Raw genomic sequence first — 15,985 nt, 5'->3', positions numbered from 1 at the left:
CGTCATGACGGCTGCCCCTCGGCCTGCGCGGCGTCCTGCGCCTGGCTCTGTGCCAGCTCGTCGCGCATGCGCTGCAGCTCGGCCTCGTAATAGGCTTTGAAGCTGCCAGCTGCGGCGCTCTCGAAGGGGTAGGGGCATGCGTCCTCAGCAGGACGGCGGGCCCGCGCTGCCGCCTGCGCGTGCAGCTTCACAGTGGACAGAGCCACGATGGAATGGGTCATGGGCGAGGGAGAAGGGGAAAGGGGAGGCGCACCGCAGGACACAGCCCGCGGCGGCAGGGGAAGGGCATCGGCGCCGTCGCCATGCGCCAGAGCAGGCCAGCGCGGCGGGGCCAGCTCGCCGCGCTCCACGAAGCCGACGATCTCGTCCCGGTTGGCGTGCAGCCGGTCGAGCTGCAGATTCAGGCAGTCACCGGCCCTCAGCTCGGGATGGGCCTGCATGAACGCCTCGGCCGCCGAGCCGATCCACATGGCGCTGAGCATCTGGATGCCGCGCTGCGAATGACGCTCGCCGAGAAGCAGCTGCCAGCCGTGGTCGTGGCCGTCGCGCGGCGATGCCAGCTGCACCCGGAAGGGTGGCCGACGCAGGAAGAACATGCCGGACGTCTTCATGGTCGATCAGTGCAGTAGCAGCCAGCCCAGCAGCAGGGCCAGCAGCACCACGCAGGCGAAGAGACACAGCACAGGGCCAATCCCTTTGTTGGGTCGGTAGTCGTCGCCGAGCGCGGCCTGCGCCTGCGTGATGAGCTGCACCAGCTGGGCGCGCTCGCGCAGATCCTGGCCCTCGGCAAGGGCGGTGGGCGTGTGATCCATGGCGATGCGACGTATCAGCGCGGAGGCCAGTGCTCGGGCAGGTCGCGCTCACGCGCGGCCAGGCGGGCGCCTTCGATGGCGTCGGCGACGGCAGGCGAGGGCGCTGCCTCGTGTGCGTCGTCCGTGCCGATCGTCGCGGCCAGGATGAACGTGACGATGAGCGAGGCGAGGGCCCAATCCGTCAGCAGTCGCAGGGCGCGGGCTTTGCGTTCGGATGCGGTCATGCGCTTTCCCCATTGGCGCAGTTGCAGTCGCTGGCTAGAGTGCAGCGATGGGTGCACTTCACTTCCTTGAGCATGGCTTCCTCCTCCCCGACCGGATCACGTCCGGCGTCCAACATGAGTTGGAGCTGTTCGAGACGGGCGGCGAGCTGTTCCTGCGGCTCTGGATTGGGGGGATCGGTGCTGATATGCCCGTCGAGTGCCGGTTGACGAAGGAGCAAGCGCATCAGCTGTCCGAGGGTGCGAGCCGTCTCGCGACTCGCCTCGGCGACTAGGGCGCGCGGATCGCGACGGTCCGCTGATAGGACGGCCACGGTGTTGCGGCCGTCCGTGCGCAACAGGCGCACCACGTGCACGCTGTGAGCGGACATGTCGATTGCGTCCATGAACGCTGTATCGGATGCGGTTTCGGCCTGCAGGGCAAACCATCGGCCATCGGCGGTGACGACCTTCACAGCGGCGCCCCCAGTGCGCGTGCGCCGGATACGGGCACGAGAAACCCGAAGTCATCGACCGTCGCGAGATAGCCGCTGCTGATCGACGCGCCCGGGTTCATGACGTCGTACAGCTCGGCGGCCAGCGGGGCGCGCGGATAGGCGAGCCAGTAGCTCCCGCCCGCGCTCCACGACTCAGGGATGCAGTAGGGCAGCTCCGGCATGGAGCGTTCTGCATTCAGCCCGCGATGGATGTTGTCGAACTCGCGGCGGTCCATCTGCTCTCGGCGCGCTTCGGCCTCAGCCTGGGCGGACGTGATGACGGGCACCCGAAAGCCGGCGCCCATGTCGAGCACGCCGACGCGCAGCGCCTTGTCCGCCGCGGGGACGGGCAGCGAAGCCCAAGAGTCCGGGCCTTGGGGGTGACTGGGGCACCGGTAGAACGCTTGGCGGCGCGCGCCACGCTGGCGCATCCAGATTTCGGCGCGGGGCTCGCGCGCAGGTGCTGTGCAACCGGTGACCGCCGGTGCGGGGTTGGCATGTGCCATGTGGCCTCCGTCGAAGTGACGAGGCAAGTATTTATCCCATGGATATTAATGTCAATATCCCATGGATATTTATCAGACCAGGAGGCGGTGCTCATGTGTGTCCTGTGTAGAACGTGGGCGACGCCAGGAGCTGAGCTAGGTAAGTAGGCAAAACGGCATAAGTGATGCGAACAGCGCACCGCTACGATGCACATTTGTTAACAAAACTAACGGGCCATGTGGGGTCCGTCACATCCGAGGAGTTGGAGATGAGGTTTGTCGGCCTTCTTGCAGTTGCGCTCGCGGTGGGCGGCTGCGCACAAACGTACAGCCGGAACAGCGTCGCGGTGTCGGGCGTGAACGTGACGACGATCAGCGGCGAGAAGGCGAGGGGCACTTGGCCCGTGGTGATCGACGAGTCCATTGCTAACGCACGCCGTACAGGCTTCAAGACCACATCGCAAGTCTGCAGCGCGCACACGTACAACTTCGATGGCAGTGCCGCGGTCCGGTCTGCGCTTCAGGCGGCAAGTCGAGAGTTGTTTGAGGACACGGTGCTTGCGAAGGCGGCAACCGGTCCCAACAACGTCGCCTTCCGTCTTGAAGAATTCAATCCCCGGCTGAGCTGTCAGATCGGTGCAGTTGAGGGCGTATGTACCGGCACGGTCGAGATTGGCGTGTCTGTACTTGCCAATGTCGGCGGCCGACGCCGTAGTTTCACGGTGAACTCGCAACGCAGTTCGGACGGCCCCGCAGGCGGGCTGTGCGAGAAAGCCTTGGAAGTAGTCGAAGACGCTACTCGCCGTGCGGCAAAGGACGTCGCCGAGCGGGCGGGCGAGCGCATAGCAACCTTGCTCGAACTGCCAGCGGCGGCTGCAGCAATGGCTGAGCCCCCTCAGCCCATGCCAGTGCCAGCGAGGGCGGGGGATGGAGCGGCATCGTCGACGTACGTACCCGGCACCGCAACCCCCCCAGCACCATTTCCCAAGCCAGTCGACACCAGGCCTCCCTGCGGCTCCGCGCAGACGCCAGGCTGCCGGCCGTAGTCAACGCCGCTTTTGCGGCGCGTCTTTGGGTGGTCGCTTCTGCTCGTGTCGGGAGCGATAGTCTGAGTCGTTGCTAGCCTGTAGTGCCGTTGGCTGGCCCGTGGTCGGGGGGTTCAACAAGCGCACTAAGTAGCCGCGCGGCCTTCGCTCTGTCGGCTGGCGTGAGCTTGGCTGCAAGGGCTATGAACTGCCTCAACGAAGGGTCGTCGACCGCGTCCAACTCCGGCGGCGTGTCCATCCAACCCGTTGGAAGAGACAGTCGTTCTTCGATGTCCCGCGCCGTCTGGTCCCCCATCTCGTATTTCGTGCCTCGGCCGCTGCGGATGCTGCCGTTTTGAATCTGGGAGAGGCGTGCGTTCGTGGCTTCCCACCCCAAGGCTGCGTTCAACGCGGCGATGGACCCGCGCTCAGCGATGAGCATCTTCAAGCGCTGCCGCCGCGTCTCATGGACCGTTTGCATGTCCAAGATTGGATAACCAAGGGGTAATACGCAAAACTGACCTATGGTTATTGATTTTTAATATCCCAGGGTTAATATTGCGGGTATGAAGACCCTGCATGACTGGCTCTCGGAGACACGGGGGCGAACGAAGGCCCTGGCGATGCACCTCCGGGTGCCCTCGTCCATGGTCTCGAAGATGGCCAGTGGCGAGAAACAGATACCCCTGGACCACTGCCCCTACATCGAGGCGTTCACTGGGGGCGAAGTCCCATGCGAGATCCAGCGTCCTGACAAGGTCGACTACTTTCGGATGCTTCAACGGCGTGGGCTCGTCGCAAAGCGTAGCCACGACAAAGGCGCGTCGCGGGTCATGCCAACGCGCGGCCTCTTCGACGGCGCAGCGTCGGGAGCGACCCATGGTTGATCCATCGTGCATGGTGCCCCGATTTGCGGTGACGGATGGGGTCATGAACGAGGGCCAGCGGCGTGAGGGGGGCGATACGGATCGCCGGGTGGTACGCCCTGGAGGGCGAATCATGGGAGTTCTGTCGGCAAGCGTTGATCGTGGCCGCTGCGACGATCCCAGCGATCCCGTGCGCCACTTTTGGCAGCTCTGGTCGAGAGACGGGCGCCTGCTTGTCGAAAGCGACACGGGCTCCATTGACATGTACACCAGCGATGCCGGGCCTGAGTTGCTGCGGCTGACGCGAGAGCTTGCAGCCACGCGGGCGCGGCTTGAGGAGCTCGTGCCTTCGCAGGCCGTCGAGCAGGTGCTATCGCTGCCCATGGCTTCCATCGCCGTCTGCCCTTGCCAGCGACGTGATTGCGCGCCTCAACCCACCGACGAGGCTGTACCTCAGTTCGTGGACAAGGGCGTCGGGCCCGTTGGCATGTGCTCTGTGCCTCCGTGCGCTGAAGTATTCGGCGGCGCAACTGCCGAGGCGGTTGGCCATGAGGTTGCAGCCCGGGACGATGGCAAGCTTGGCAGCCAGAAACCGGATGCGGGCGAGGCGAGGCGGGTCGGCATAGGGCCCGCCGCTGGTGATGAGACTCTCAATCTCGTCAAGCGCGACGAGTTCGCTGGCATAGCTCCGGTCGTTCATTTCTCCACTCCTCTGAGCGTTCGGCTTGTCGAAGTCATCGAGGTGCAGGCCGAAGTGGGCGCGGGCACGGCAGACGATCCCTTCCGCCGAGTCACGCAGTATTGGTCGAAGGAAGGCGTCCTCCTGGCTGACACCGACGATGGGGGCCTGAACATCGCATTGGATAGGCGTGGCTTCTGGCTGATGCGGTTGACCGCGCAACTGGCGGCGGCCAGGGCAGAGCTGGCGGCGCTGCGAACCGATGGCCCGGATGCCCCGGGAGGCAGTCATCACTGAGCTACCCCCAGTCCGGCGATGCCGCGGGCCGCCCGCGAGATGGCGGCGCGTAGCGCAGCCGACGCGCTCTGGTGCGCCTCCATCCGCTGCACGCAGAACTCCAGCCACTTACGCAGCCCGTCCACCGTGAAGGGCTCGGCGTCCCCGTTTTCGTCCGTCGCGTCAGCGCTGCGGGCGACAGGCGCGCCCAGGTGTGCCCGCAAGGCGGCGCACTCCACTTCGACGGACAGCGCGAGCTGGCCCACCACAAATTCCAAGGCTTCTAGCCGATCTTCAACCGTGGGCGCGTTGCTGTCGTGCTGCGGTGTGTCTGTGCTCATCTGGGGGAGTCCTTTCTGTGCACATGAGTTTCACGATGTCGAGCGGTGCAAGCCATGTCGACGGACGGGGCTCGCCCGACACGGGCGGCCCGATGTCGATTGACGACGCGGTCTATCACGTCGTCCATGGCGGCCCGGGCGGCGTCGAGTCCCTGGCGCCGCGCCTCGGCATGCCCGTGGGCACGCTGACCCACAAGGCCAACCCCAACAACACGACGCACTTCCTGCGTCCGCGCGAACTGGTCGATGCCCAGCTGTTCACCGGCCAGGCCCACGTCCTACACGCCATGGCGGCGGCGCTGGGCTTCGTGTGCACCCGAGCGACGCCCGACCAGATCGGCGGCGACCCGGTCGAGGCGGTCATGCGCCTGCAGATGGCCGAGGCCGATTTCGCGCGTGCCGTGGCCGATGCGGTGCTGGTGGGCGAGGGCAGGGTGACGCGCAACGAAATCCGGCGTGCGGAGGCGATGGCCCAGGAACTGATCGCGACCGTGGGCCATGCGCTGGCGATGCTGCGCGGCCGGATGCGCCCTGCGCCTCCCCCTGCAGAACTGTGAGCGCTGCCACGTGAGTACACGAATCATGGGCCTGTGCTGGCCCCTGACCATGCGACCGCCGCCAAAGGCCGTGCTCATCGCACTGGCCGACATGGCGAACGATGAGGGCTTCTGCTGGCCCAGCATCGAGCGGCTGTGCGAACGCACCTGCTACGGCAGGACAGCTGTGATCGAAGCGATTGGGTGGTTGGAGTCGGTGGGCATCGTGCGTGCCAACCGGACCAACGGGCGCAAGACGACGTACTGGGTTGAACCCGAAAAATTCGCTGCAAATGCAGCGGGCGAGCCGTCATTGCATGCGCCAAACCAGTCCGCCACGCGAACCGGTCCGCCAGGCGTACCGGTCCGCCACACGGACCGGACCCGTCCGCCACGCGGACCGGTACCGGTCCGCCACGCGGACACTAATCGTCATAGAACCATCAAGGAATCAAAACCCCCCTTGCCCCCCGCTGTCGCGGAGGGCGCGCACACGTCCTATCGCGATTCCACGAAGACCGGCACGGCAGATGACGAAGCCGCAGCGTCTGCAGCCGACTTCGAGGTCCTCGTCGCGATGTACCCGCGCCGCAAGGCGCTGGAGCGGGCGCGGCGGGCCTGGCTGGCCCTGGCACCTGGCGCAGCCTTGCGCCGGACGATCCTGGCCGCCGCAGAAGCGCAGGCCAGCGGCGCCGAGTGGCAGCGGCTGCGCAGCGAGGGCCGCGATCACCTGATCCCCATGCTGTCGTCCTGGCTGCACGGGCGCCGGTGGACGGACGAGGCGCCGGTGCCTGCAGCGGTGGCAGCCGCGGCGGGAACGGCATCAGGCGCGGCCTGGGACGCCACGCGCAGCGGCATCGAAGCCATGGGCGAGGCGCTGGGCCTGGGCCGCTGGGACGAGGGCGCTTTCCAGGCCGGGCGCGGCCGGGCCTTCCCGGTCTACGCCTCAGCCGTGCGCCGGGCTCGCGATGCAAAGGGAGGCAACCATGCGCATTGATGCGTCCGTGACAGTGGACGAGAAGGTCCGGCACCTGGCCGAGCGGCTCACCGGGCCGCAGTTCGCCGCAGCGCAGGCGGCCGCCATCAACGATACGGCCTTCAAGGTGCGGGGCGTGATGGTCGCCACGCTCACCAGCGCCTTCGACCGGCCGACACCGTTCATTGCCCGCTCGCCCAAGGTGCTGCAGGCCACGCCCGAGAACCTCACGGCCCGCATCATCCCCACGCTCGATGCGCGGGGCGTGTGGACGCCGGGGGGCAAGATCGGCGTTGATCCGCAGCACGTGCTCCAGGCGCAGGAGTTCGGCGGGCGCCGGGCAGATAAACGCAGCGAGGTGGCACTGCGCCGCGCCGGCATCCTGCCCGCGGGCATGCAGACGGCCATCCCCGAGCGTCCCTATCCCGGCAGCGACGACGGCCGCGGCAACCTGCGCGGCGCCTTTCTCTCGCAGCTCATCAGCTACCTGCAGGCCAGCGGTGAGCAGGGCTACCGGGCCAACATGACCGGCCGCCGAAAGGCCCAGCTGCGCAATCAGCAGGGCATCGGCTCCATCGCCAATCGCAAGGTCTACCAGACCACGCTCGGCGTTCGCTACTTCGTGGCCTATGGCCGGCTGCGGGGTGGGCGAGGCCGCCACCTGGCGCCGGGCGTGTGGGCCGCGCGTGGCACCCATGACAGCGATGTGGCACCCGTGCTGTTGTTCGTGCGCCTGGCCGGCTACCGGCCGCGCATCAGCATGGACGACATCGCATCGAAGGCGCAGGCCAGTGATGTGCTGGCCCGGCGCATGCGCTATCGCATCCGTCAAGCGGCGGGTGTTTGATGAAAGACACCGACATGCATCGATCACGTTTCGCGTGGAACACCGCGCGTTGTTCCATGGCCGGGGCCGACGAGGCTGCAAAACCAGTCCGCCACGCGGACCGGTCCGGCACGGGTCCCTCCTGGGGGGTCACCAGTGCGGGTAATTCGCACCGCGGCCTCGGACTGTTCACCGAGCTTGCTAAGGGGGTTAAGTGAAGGTCATCCCACTGTTGGACCAGCCTATCTCCCAGGCTGAATTCGCCCAGCTCATCGGCGTCAGCGAGGCGCGCGTGAGCCAGCTCGTGAGCGAGGGCGTTATCGCCCGCGGGGACACGGCGTCGGCCTGGCTGCTCGGCTACTGCGAGCGCCTGCGGGATCAGGCGGCCGGCCGCGCGGGCGCCGAGGCCGGCGGCCTCGACCTCGTGCAGGAGCGCGCTGCCCTCGCGCGGGAGCAGCGCATCGGCCAGGCAATCAAGAACCAAGTGGCTCGCCGTGAGTTCGCCGCCGTTGGCCTGCTGGCCGATGTGCTCGCGCGCGCTGCCAGCGCCGTGGTCGACCGCTTCGACCAGCTAGAGGGCACGCTGCGCAAGGCGGTGCCCGACCTGCCGGACGAGGCGAAGGTCGCCGTGCTGCAGGTGGTCGCCCACGCGCGCAATGAATGGATCCGCGGCACCGAGCGCCTCATTGCCGAAGAGGTCGACGCCATGCTGGCCGAGGACGCCGACGAGGCCGCCAACGACCCCGCGGGCGAGCTGGAAGGGGAGGGCGTATGACGATGAATCCCCCGACCCTGCATCCCGAGACGGCCGAGGCCATCAAGGCCGCCGTGCGCCTGGGCCTCGACAGCCTGCGCGCCGATCCGCCCCAGCGCCTGGGCGACTGGGCGCAGGACGAATTCAAGCTGGCCGGCGAGAGCAGCCACACGAAAGGCGCCTGGGTGGCCTGGGCCTTTCAGGTCGGCATCCTCGACTTCATGAGCGATGACCGCATCGAAGAGCTGGACGTCATGAAGGCCAAGCGGGTTGGCTACACGAAGATGGTTACCGCCTTCGTTTGCTACAACATTGCGCACCGCCGCCGCAAACAGGCCCTGTGGCAGCCCACCGACGACGACCGGGACAGCTACGTCAAGAGCGAGATTGACCCGCTCCTAGATCCGCAGACGGGCGTGGCCGCGGTTAACAAGGCCCGCAAGCGCGGCAAGGGCCCCAACGACGAGACGATCAAGCTCAAGAGCTTTCGGGACAGCGTCCTGCACTTGCTCGGCGGCAAGGCCGCGCGCGCGTTTCGTCGGATCACGGTGGCGGTGTCCATCCTCGATGAGATCAGCAAGTTTGATCGCAGCATCGAAAAGGCCGGCCCGCCGCGCGGTCTGGCGCGCGGGCGGCTGGAAGGGGCTCCTTATCCGAAGCTCGTGTGCGGCTCCACGCCGCTGCTCAAGGGCCTCTGCCACATCGAGGACGCCGCCAATGAGGCCGAGGGCTTCGTGCGCTTCCACATCGAGTGCCCGCACTGCGGCGCGGATCACCCGCTGATGTGGGGCGGCAAGGACAAGCGCTATGGCTTCAAGTGGGACCGCGGCCACCCGCAGACGGTGCACCACGTCTGCCCGCATTGCCATGGATCCATCACGCAGGCCGACTATCTTCGCGGCGGCATGCCGCAGCAGGGCGAGTGGGTGTGCGAGCGCACTGGGAAGCGCTATGGGACCGACCGTACCTGGCGCGACAGTGCCGGCACGCCCTGCCGCCCGCCGCGTTCCCTGGCCGTCCACGTCTGGACGGCGTACAGCCCGCAGCGCGCGTGGTCCCACATCGTGGAGGAATTCGAGAACGGGTTGAAGGCGCTTGAGAAGGGCGACGCGGGCCCCATGCAGCTCTTCGTGAACGAGACGCTGGGCGAGACGTGGGAGCTGGCTGGCGAACGCACCGATGAGCACGTGCTGCAGGCCCGCGCCGAGCCCTACAAGCTGCAGACAGTGCCAGTGGGCTGCCTGGTGCTCACGGCAGGCGTGGACGTCCAGCGCAACCGGTGGGAAATCACGGTGTGGGGCTGGGGCCGCGGCCTGGAGTCCTGGGTGATCGACGTCGTGGTGATCGAGGGCAATCCGGCGGTGGACGAGGAATGGGCCGCCGTCACCGCGCAGCTGCAGCGCCGCTACCGACAGGATTGGCACGGCGGCAGCCTGGGCCTCAGTGCCATCAGCATCGACAGCTCGGACCAGACGCAGGCGGTCTACAACTGGGTCAGCAAGGCACAACACGTGCTGCCGCAGCTGCGCGCCATCAAGGGCGACGGGAAGGAAGCAATCAACATCCTCGGGCCCAGCAGCCTGCAGGAGGTGAACTGGCGAGGGCGGAAGGTCGCCCGGGGCATCAAGCTGTGGCGGGTAGGTACTGACGCTGCCAAGGACCTGCTGCTCGGCCAGCTCGCCATTGATAGGCCTGGCCCAGGCTATGTGCACTTCTCCAACGAGGTGCCACGCGAGTTCTTCGAGCAGCTCACCGCGGAGCAGCGTGTCCTAGCGAGGATCAATGGTCGGGATGCTTACCGCTGGATAAAGCGTCGCCCGCGTAATGAGCAACTCGATAACCGCAACTACGCGCTGCATGCCGCACTTGGGTTAGGGGTTGACAAGTGGAACGAAGAACGCTGGTCCAAGATTGAGGCGACTACCCAGCCGGCAAACGATCTTTTCGGAGGGGAGTTTCAAAAAGATTCTCACCCTGGCCCACGAAGTGATGTCAAAGAGAAAAAGATTCCTCCTGACAGTTCGAAAGATGCCAGCTCAGAAGACTTAATTTTTAATGTAATTCAATTATGAAAAACTCGACATCTGCGCCTGAAGATCCGCTTTCAATAATAGAGAATGAGGCGCGAGCGGTGGCAATTTTGTATGGGGCAGAATGGTGCGGCAGAGCGAGCGAGACGCTTATGCGGAGACTGGTGGAGCGATTGGGAGGCGTTCAGGTCTACATTCCACGGATAACAAGGGTAGAACGAGCAACGAGAGATACAGAAATAAGGAGTAGATTTAACGGAAAAAACTTGCGTCAACTGGCTCGGGATTACTCCACATCAGAAAGGACTATTCGAAGAGTCGTCTCTTTCGAAAATAGAAAGAATTAGCAGTGAGTTTATGAAATTATTCATGACTTCAGCGCAACAAATATTCAAAACTCGAATTTATTATTTCTGGGCAAAATTTAGGGAACTCAGACAACACTTGATCGGCTATCATCCATTTCAAGCACTTATCAGAAGTAGTCGGAAGACGTGTTAATGCTGGAAAAATTTTCACTACCATTTTTTCATAGGCGTGGGCATCCATCAATAACAATGAATTTGGAATAGAAACTCCACCGCCTTCGACAAAGTGCAAAAAAGTGTTTCCACAATTCCTGTCAAATTCTAGTCTATCAATGATGATGTCGGCGAGTGATTGGATAGCTTGGCCATCAATACTCGGGAGCAGAGAAAATTTGTGTCCGGGGAAGTAGTCGACGCTTTTCGCCCTTAGAAGCGCGGCAGCTATGTAGAATGGGTTTAAAATAATATTTTCGATGCCGTAGAAGATGCTTTGTCCCGACACCGAAATGTAAGAATCCCCCGGCTCCACGCAGTCCCAATCAATAAGGCCATAGATTGTTCCGTTTCCACTGGAGCGAAGAGTTTTGACGATGGATTTGACCCGGTCTTTACCGCCATTTACTTCCGCTCCCACCCCAATGAATGTTAATGATCTTTCTGTCAGCAATCGACTTCTATTGAGTTCGTACAGCCGCTGATAAACCCTTGCATCCAATGTACTTTCGGTAAATACTTGCCGACGTCCTGAATAGTCGAGAGCGAGATGAGGAACGCCTTCCAGCAATGAATCGATCGCCTCTTGTTTAGTCGTTCGCTCTAGGCCAGAGTTTGGAATCTTTCTAAATATCGAGTTTTCAGGAGCCAATGCTACTGTGGTAGGAGAGTGCGTCGTAATTATTATTTTCGTCCCCTCGGCAATAAGGGGCTCGATGATGAGTGCGAAAAAATCCTTTACTAGTGCAGGATGTAAATGAGCGTCGGGTTCATCCAGTAATAAGACGTCAGGGCGTACTACTCGCATGGTTCCCTGTGCCTTGGTCATGGTCGCCAACGCAAAACTCAGAAGAACTCTTTCTCCTGCCGAAACACTGTCGAAAGAGATATTGCTGCTGCTTCCCTTATTAAGGTAAATTTGTGGATTCTCCAAGGATTCGTCTAATTGAACATTGAATTTAAATTCAATGCCAAGCTTGGCCAAGCCCTCGTTGTAGGCCTCCCATGGCGCTTGACCGAACCGCTCTGTAAATGCCGCCTCAGGTGCCGTCATTTTGTAGTCAGGATTTTTTCTGACATTCGAATGGACATATGCACGCAATTGATCAATATAAGAGTAGAAAATCCGTCCTAGCGTTGGTCGTATGAATTCGGATGTAAAAGATGATTCCGGATTCGCGAAGTCTCCAAGGCTTAGCTCATGCACTGCTAACCCTGAGGATTCCGCTGCATTCGAAGCAATTCGACTTAGCTCGGGTAAAACGCGTGATAGTTCTTCAATTAATTCATTATTGTATGCTTGTAGCGCAGCCTTGTTGGTCTCGATTTTCTTTTTTAGAGCTAAGTCAACTAACTCTAATCTGCCTTGAGGCCCAAATGCCTGTCGCTGAAGTTCTGTCGTTTCTCGTTTGATGAAATTGGTAATTGAAACACTTTCTTGAAGAAATCTTTTTAGACCGTCATATTGCTCGTGGTGCCAGCGTTCGGCTTGAGGCCTCTGATATTGCAGTGGATTAAAATCCTTGAAATCACTTGCATAGGAGACTGATAGGATTTTGTCGCCTTCTAATGCTCGCAGGGCCCCTTCGTGTAATCCCAGTAAAAAATGAGTTTTCCCCGCGCCATTAGGACCATGGATCAACGTGAGATCAGGGATATCCAGGGCCTCAAAGCTGGCGATTGACGCAAATTGATAGAATGATTCAATTCTCATTTCAAGCTTTCAATTATGATGATTTTAAAAGGATAGCTACAGGGAGCGAAATTGAATATGAATTGACGCATGCGGAGGCTGTGCTTCATTTACTTTTACGCCTCTATCTTCATTCCTGCGTCTCCGTCTTCCACTGAGTTCCAGAGTAAGTAGTGACTAGTCATCCTGCAGTGTCAGTGGTTTGTGACATTGCCGCCGTGACTTGTCAACGTCCATACGGTCTCATTGACGGATGGGCTTATATCGCCACTCTACGGACCAAGAACTGCAAGAGCTGCGTGCAAAGCTGTTCTCCTCCCTTCACGAGCGCCTAACAAGCCCCACCTCTGCGACAGTTAACGGGCGTGGCGTCCAGTATCAGCAGCGCATTGAGGAACTGCGGCGCGAACTGGCGGATATGGATGCCGAGTTGACTCGGCGGGCAGGCGTGCCGCTTCGCGGCCCCATCTACATCGTCTGAGGATGGGCCACCGCGCAAAGCGCTTCACTCGAAGCGCGTCCCTCGCTGTGCCTGTGTCCGGGGCATCGCCTGACCCCAGCATGGCCGCCCACCACGCGGCCGGCCATGACCACGCCATGTTCGATTGGCACCCGGGCGGCGGCAGTGCGGATGCCGACCTCCTGCCGGACCTGGACCTTCTCACTGCCCGTTCGCGCGACCTCACGCGAAACAACGGCCTCATGGCCGGCGGCATCCAGACGCTGCGCGACAACATCGTGGGCGCCGTGTTGCGCCTTGCGTCCACGCCGGATTACCGGCTGCTCGGCTGGTCCCGCGAGAAGGCCCGCGACTGGGGCAACAACACCGAGGCCCATTTCCGGTCCTGGGCTGAGACGACGGAATGCGACGCCGGCCGCTCGCTCAACCTGCTCGGGCTCACGCTGCAGGCGCTGAGCGGCAGCATGGTCAACGGCGACGGGCTGGGCCTGCCGCTGTGGCTGCCGCGCCCGGGCAGCTCGTGGGCGACCCGGATCATGATGGTGGAGTCTGACCGGCTCGCCACGCCCCCGGCCATGGCGGCAATGCCGCACATTCGAGGCGGGATCGAGTTCGACCAGTACGGCGCGCCGACCTTCTACAACGTGCGCCGCAGTCATCCGGGCGATGCCATGGGTGCCTGGGCCTCCGGCGCCGACGAATGGGAGCGCATCCCCGCATTCACCGCGTGGGGCCGCCGCCGCGTGCTCCACCTGCACGACAAGGAGCGCACGGGCCAATCCCGCGGCAAGCCCATCGTTGCGGCGGTCATGCGCGAATTCCACATGGCCGGCAAATACTCCAGCAACGAGCTGGAGGCGAGCGTCGCCAATTCGCTGGTGGCGGCCTTCCTCGAATCGAACCTTGACGAGGAATCGGCGGGTGCGCTCTTCGGGCAGGACCCGCGCGCGGCCTGGGGCGAGTCGGTCAAGCAGGCGCGCAACCTCCGTCGCATGCAGGGCGCGGCCATCATCCCGCTGCCCGTAGGCGCCAAGGTATCCAGCTTCACGCCAGGCCGACCCAATGCCGCCTTTGAGGCGTTCATGCTGGCCGTGCTGCGTCACATCGCCGCGGGCCTGAATCTCCCCTATGAGTTGCTGCTGAAGGATTTCAGCAAGACCAACTACAGCAGCGCCCGCGCCGCGCTGCTGGAAGCCTGGCGCTACTTCCACGGCCGGCGCCGCTGGCTCATGGACTACTGGCTGCGGCCCATCTATGAGCTGTGGCTCGAAGAGGCCATCAATTCCGGCCTGGTCGAAGCGCCTGACTTCTACGCCAAGCGCTACGCCTATTCGCGCTGCCGTTTCATTTTTGGCGGCCGTGGCTGGGTGGACCCAGTGAAGGAAGCCAACGCGGCGCAGATCCGCATGGCCGCCGGCATCTCCACGCTGGAGCAGGAGTGTGCGGAACAGGGCTGGGACTACGAAGAAATCATGGACCAGCTCGCGCTGGAGCGGCGCATGCGCGCCGTGCGCGGCATTCCCGAGCCCAGCGCACCGGTCGCTCTGCCTGCCGATCCGGCCGACGAGGAAGACGCACCGCCCGAGGACGCCGAGGCGGAGGGCCTGCCCCAATGAACCACTACCCCCATCTCGCTTCGCGCGTGTTCAACACGCCGTTGCTCATCCACCCGCAGAAGCTGGACGCCATCGTGTCGGGCCTGGGGCAGCGGCTGCTCGGCGCGCCGCTGGCGCCCGTGGCTGCTGCGGCGGGCGGCGCGGTTGCCGAGGCCGCAGCGCCCGCCATGTTCAGCACCCGCAAGGGCGCCCGCACAGAACGGGGCTACATGGTCACGGATGGCGTGGCCGTTCTGGGCGTGCAGGGCGCCCTCGTGCACCGCTCGCAGTTCGTCATGGCGGATAGCTCCTTCCTGCTGGGCTACAACCAGATCGCGGCCGATCTCGAAGACGCCATGGGCAATGCGGATGTGCATGCCGTGCTGCTGGCCTTCGACTCGCCGGGCGGCGAAGTGGCCGGCGCCTTCGAGCTGGCCGAGCGCATGCAGGACATGCGCGGTCGCAAGCCCATGCGCGCCATCGCCGACAACCTGGCCGCCAGCGCCGCCTACCTGGCCGCCAGCGCTGCCGACGAAATCGCGATCACGTCCACGGCCTACGCCGGCTCCATCGGTGTCGTCATGCGCCACGTCGACTTCTCCCGCGCGCTGCAGAACGACGGCGTGGCCGTGACGCACATCTTTGCGGGCGACCACAAGGTCGACGGTAACCCCTATGAGCCGCTGCCCAAGGAAGTGCGCGCGGCGCTGCAGGCCGACATCGAAGGGCTCTACACGATGTTTGTCGACGCCGTGGCCAAGCACCGCGGCATCGAGGCCGAGCAGGTGCGAGACACCCGCGCGGCCGTGTTCCGCGGCGCCGCCGCCGTGCGCGCGCGCCTCGCGGACCGGGTCGCTACCGCCGATCAGCTCATCACCGAATTGGCTGCCCTTCGTGGGCGGTCCTATCCCGCCGGGCCTGGTGCCCGCGTCGCAACCGCCCTCACCACAGGAGTCTCCATGAGCGGCAATTCCCAAGAGCAGGGCGGCGCCCCGTCCGCCCATTCCACCAACCCGCCGGCGGGCTCGGCCAGTTCGGCCGCCGCTGCAGACGTCGAGCGCGCCCGGGCCGAGGGCGCCCAGGGCGAGCGCGCGCGCGTCACGGCCATCCTGGGCCATGCCTCGGCCGCAGCGCACATGCCGCTCGCGCTGCAGTGCATCGCGACGGGCCTGAGCGCCGACCAGTCGACCGCGATCCTGGGCGCTGCCGGTCCGGCCTCGGCTGCGGTGCCTGCGGCAACTCCGGCCGCGGCTGCCGCGGCTGCAGGCGGCGGCGAGTTCGCCCGTGCCATGGCCGCCATCGGCAATCCCGCTGTCAGCGGTGTCGAAGGCGCCGCGCTGCAGGCCGAGCAGCCCGGCGCCGTCTCCGCCACCTGGGACCGCGCCTTCGGCATCAGCCCGGCCGGCCGCTGAT

Annotated in this window: 19 protein-coding genes; 11 read left to right on the top strand and 8 right to left on the bottom strand. The window is 63.9% G+C overall.

Features of this window, described 5'->3' with window-relative positions:
- Window positions 1–2 precede the first annotated feature (2 nt).
- From ABIC63_RS03965 to ABIC63_RS03945, 5 genes are read right to left on the bottom strand one after another with little or no spacing between them, the layout of a single operon-like run.
- A complete protein-coding gene (locus ABIC63_RS03965) occupies window positions 3–611 on the bottom strand; it encodes a hypothetical protein (protein WP_354318764.1) in 609 nt (202 codons plus the stop codon).
- 6 nt (window positions 612–617) lie between these two features.
- Window positions 618–812: a hypothetical protein gene (locus tag ABIC63_RS03960; RefSeq protein WP_354318763.1), complete on the bottom strand. Its 195-nt coding sequence runs from the start codon at window positions 810–812 to the stop codon at window positions 618–620.
- 14 nt (window positions 813–826) lie between these two features.
- Window positions 827–1,036 carry a hypothetical protein gene (locus ABIC63_RS03955; protein WP_354318762.1) on the bottom strand — a complete coding sequence of 70 codons (210 nt, stop codon included), beginning with the start codon at window positions 1,034–1,036 and terminating at the stop codon, window positions 827–829.
- On the bottom strand, window positions 1,033–1,488 hold the full coding sequence (locus ABIC63_RS03950; RefSeq protein ID WP_354318761.1) for a hypothetical protein: 456 nt from the start codon (window positions 1,486–1,488) through the stop codon (window positions 1,033–1,035). Before ABIC63_RS03950 ends, ABIC63_RS03955 begins: the two co-directional genes overlap by 4 nt.
- Window positions 1,485–2,015 carry a hypothetical protein gene (locus ABIC63_RS03945; RefSeq protein WP_354318760.1) on the bottom strand — a complete coding sequence of 177 codons (531 nt, stop codon included), beginning with the start codon at window positions 2,013–2,015 and terminating at the stop codon, window positions 1,485–1,487. Before ABIC63_RS03945 ends, ABIC63_RS03950 begins: the two co-directional genes overlap by 4 nt.
- A gap of 248 nt (window positions 2,016–2,263) precedes the next feature.
- Here ABIC63_RS03945 and ABIC63_RS03940 point away from each other — a divergent pair, with 248 nt between their 5' ends.
- Window positions 2,264–3,040 carry a hypothetical protein gene (locus ABIC63_RS03940; RefSeq protein WP_354318759.1) on the top strand — a complete coding sequence of 259 codons (777 nt, stop codon included), beginning with the start codon at window positions 2,264–2,266 and terminating at the stop codon, window positions 3,038–3,040.
- Between the two features lie 73 nt (window positions 3,041–3,113).
- Here ABIC63_RS03940 and ABIC63_RS03935 read toward each other — a convergent pair whose 3' ends face one another.
- Entirely contained in the window at window positions 3,114–3,467 is a 354-nt protein-coding gene (locus tag ABIC63_RS03935) for a hypothetical protein (RefSeq protein WP_354318758.1), read from the bottom strand.
- Between the two features lie 118 nt (window positions 3,468–3,585).
- Between ABIC63_RS03935 and ABIC63_RS03930 the strand changes: the two genes are divergently transcribed.
- Together ABIC63_RS03930 and ABIC63_RS03925 are read left to right on the top strand one after the other, a co-directional pair.
- Window positions 3,586–3,906, top strand: a complete 321-nt coding sequence (locus ABIC63_RS03930; RefSeq protein WP_354318757.1) for a transcriptional regulator — start codon at window positions 3,586–3,588, stop codon at window positions 3,904–3,906.
- A 43-nt stretch (window positions 3,907–3,949) separates the two neighbouring features.
- On the top strand, window positions 3,950–4,861 hold the full coding sequence (locus ABIC63_RS03925; RefSeq protein WP_354318756.1) for a hypothetical protein: 912 nt from the start codon (window positions 3,950–3,952) through the stop codon (window positions 4,859–4,861).
- Here ABIC63_RS03925 and ABIC63_RS03920 read toward each other — a convergent pair.
- The gene (locus tag ABIC63_RS03920) at window positions 4,855–5,181 is read right to left on the bottom strand and encodes a hypothetical protein (RefSeq protein WP_354318755.1); all 327 of its coding nucleotides are present in this window, start codon (window positions 5,179–5,181) and stop codon (window positions 4,855–4,857) included. The genes ABIC63_RS03925 and ABIC63_RS03920 overlap by 7 nt on opposite strands.
- Before the next feature lie 92 nt (window positions 5,182–5,273).
- Here ABIC63_RS03920 and ABIC63_RS03915 point away from each other — a divergent pair, with 92 nt between their 5' ends.
- From ABIC63_RS03915 to ABIC63_RS03890, 6 genes are all read left to right on the top strand, one after another.
- Window positions 5,274–5,738, top strand: coding sequence for a phage regulatory CII family protein (locus ABIC63_RS03915; RefSeq protein ID WP_143476189.1), 465 nt, complete (start codon window positions 5,274–5,276; stop codon window positions 5,736–5,738).
- 70 nt (window positions 5,739–5,808) lie between these two features.
- A complete protein-coding gene (locus tag ABIC63_RS03910; RefSeq protein ID WP_354318754.1) occupies window positions 5,809–6,714 on the top strand; it encodes a helix-turn-helix domain-containing protein in 906 nt (301 codons plus the stop codon).
- Entirely contained in the window at window positions 6,704–7,540 is an 837-nt protein-coding gene (locus ABIC63_RS03905) for a hypothetical protein (RefSeq protein ID WP_354318753.1), read from the top strand. The genes ABIC63_RS03910 and ABIC63_RS03905 overlap by 11 nt, the downstream gene beginning before the upstream one ends.
- A gap of 193 nt (window positions 7,541–7,733) precedes the next feature.
- Window positions 7,734–8,294, top strand: coding sequence for a hypothetical protein (locus ABIC63_RS03900; protein WP_354318752.1), 561 nt, complete (start codon window positions 7,734–7,736; stop codon window positions 8,292–8,294).
- A complete protein-coding gene (locus tag ABIC63_RS03895; protein ID WP_354318751.1) occupies window positions 8,291–10,345 on the top strand; it encodes a phage terminase large subunit family protein in 2,055 nt (684 codons plus the stop codon). The genes ABIC63_RS03900 and ABIC63_RS03895 overlap by 4 nt, the downstream gene beginning before the upstream one ends.
- Window positions 10,342–10,650, top strand: coding sequence for a Mor transcription activator family protein (locus tag ABIC63_RS03890; protein WP_354318750.1), 309 nt, complete (start codon window positions 10,342–10,344; stop codon window positions 10,648–10,650). The genes ABIC63_RS03895 and ABIC63_RS03890 overlap by 4 nt, the downstream gene beginning before the upstream one ends.
- A 28-nt stretch (window positions 10,651–10,678) precedes the next feature.
- Here the strand turns inward: ABIC63_RS03890 and ABIC63_RS03885 are convergent, their stop codons facing one another.
- Entirely contained in the window at window positions 10,679–12,538 is a 1,860-nt protein-coding gene (locus ABIC63_RS03885) for an AAA family ATPase (protein WP_354318749.1), read from the bottom strand.
- A 540-nt stretch (window positions 12,539–13,078) separates the two neighbouring features.
- Between ABIC63_RS03885 and ABIC63_RS03880 the strand changes: the two genes are divergently transcribed.
- Window positions 13,079–14,593 (top strand): phage portal protein, encoded by a 1,515-nt coding sequence (locus ABIC63_RS03880; RefSeq protein WP_354318748.1) that lies wholly within the window; start codon window positions 13,079–13,081, stop codon window positions 14,591–14,593.
- Window positions 14,590–15,984 (top strand): S49 family peptidase, encoded by a 1,395-nt coding sequence (locus ABIC63_RS03875; protein ID WP_354318747.1) that lies wholly within the window; start codon window positions 14,590–14,592, stop codon window positions 15,982–15,984. Before ABIC63_RS03880 ends, ABIC63_RS03875 begins: the two co-directional genes overlap by 4 nt.
- Window position 15,985 lies beyond the last annotated feature (1 nt).

The organism is Pseudacidovorax sp. 1753, assembly GCF_040544975.1.
In the GTDB taxonomy this organism is placed as follows: Bacteria; Pseudomonadota; Gammaproteobacteria; order Burkholderiales; family Burkholderiaceae_C; genus Xenophilus.
Note: the sequence above shows the minus strand (reverse complement) of the source record. Positions and strands in the feature narration are given on the sequence as shown.

Bases quoted from the DNA above. Each gene is read 5' to 3' on its own strand.
- ABIC63_RS03965 (WP_354318764.1), bottom strand. From the start codon at position 611: ATGAAGACGTCCGGCATGTTCTTCCTGCGTCGGCCACCCTTCCGGGTG.
- ABIC63_RS03960 (WP_354318763.1), bottom strand. From the start codon at position 812: ATGGATCACACGCCCACCGCCCTTGCCGAGGGCCAGGATCTGCGCGAG.
- ABIC63_RS03955 (WP_354318762.1), bottom strand. From the start codon at position 1,036: ATGACCGCATCCGAACGCAAAGCCCGCGCCCTGCGACTGCTGACGGAT.
- ABIC63_RS03945 (WP_354318760.1), bottom strand. From the start codon at position 2,015: ATGGCACATGCCAACCCCGCACCGGCGGTCACCGGTTGCACAGCACCT.
- ABIC63_RS03940 (WP_354318759.1), top strand. From the start codon at position 2,264: ATGAGGTTTGTCGGCCTTCTTGCAGTTGCGCTCGCGGTGGGCGGCTGC.
- ABIC63_RS03930 (WP_354318757.1), top strand. From the start codon at position 3,586: ATGAAGACCCTGCATGACTGGCTCTCGGAGACACGGGGGCGAACGAAG.
- ABIC63_RS03925 (WP_354318756.1), top strand. From the start codon at position 3,950: ATGAACGAGGGCCAGCGGCGTGAGGGGGGCGATACGGATCGCCGGGTG.
- ABIC63_RS03920 (WP_354318755.1), bottom strand. From the start codon at position 5,181: ATGAGCACAGACACACCGCAGCACGACAGCAACGCGCCCACGGTTGAA.
- ABIC63_RS03915 (WP_143476189.1), top strand. From the start codon at position 5,274: ATGTCGATTGACGACGCGGTCTATCACGTCGTCCATGGCGGCCCGGGC.
- ABIC63_RS03905 (WP_354318753.1), top strand. From the start codon at position 6,704: ATGCGCATTGATGCGTCCGTGACAGTGGACGAGAAGGTCCGGCACCTG.
- ABIC63_RS03895 (WP_354318751.1), top strand. From the start codon at position 8,291: ATGACGATGAATCCCCCGACCCTGCATCCCGAGACGGCCGAGGCCATC.
- ABIC63_RS03890 (WP_354318750.1), top strand. From the start codon at position 10,342: ATGAAAAACTCGACATCTGCGCCTGAAGATCCGCTTTCAATAATAGAG.
- ABIC63_RS03885 (WP_354318749.1), bottom strand. From the start codon at position 12,538: ATGAGAATTGAATCATTCTATCAATTTGCGTCAATCGCCAGCTTTGAG.
- ABIC63_RS03880 (WP_354318748.1), top strand. From the start codon at position 13,079: ATGGCCGCCCACCACGCGGCCGGCCATGACCACGCCATGTTCGATTGG.
- ABIC63_RS03875 (WP_354318747.1), top strand. From the start codon at position 14,590: ATGAACCACTACCCCCATCTCGCTTCGCGCGTGTTCAACACGCCGTTG.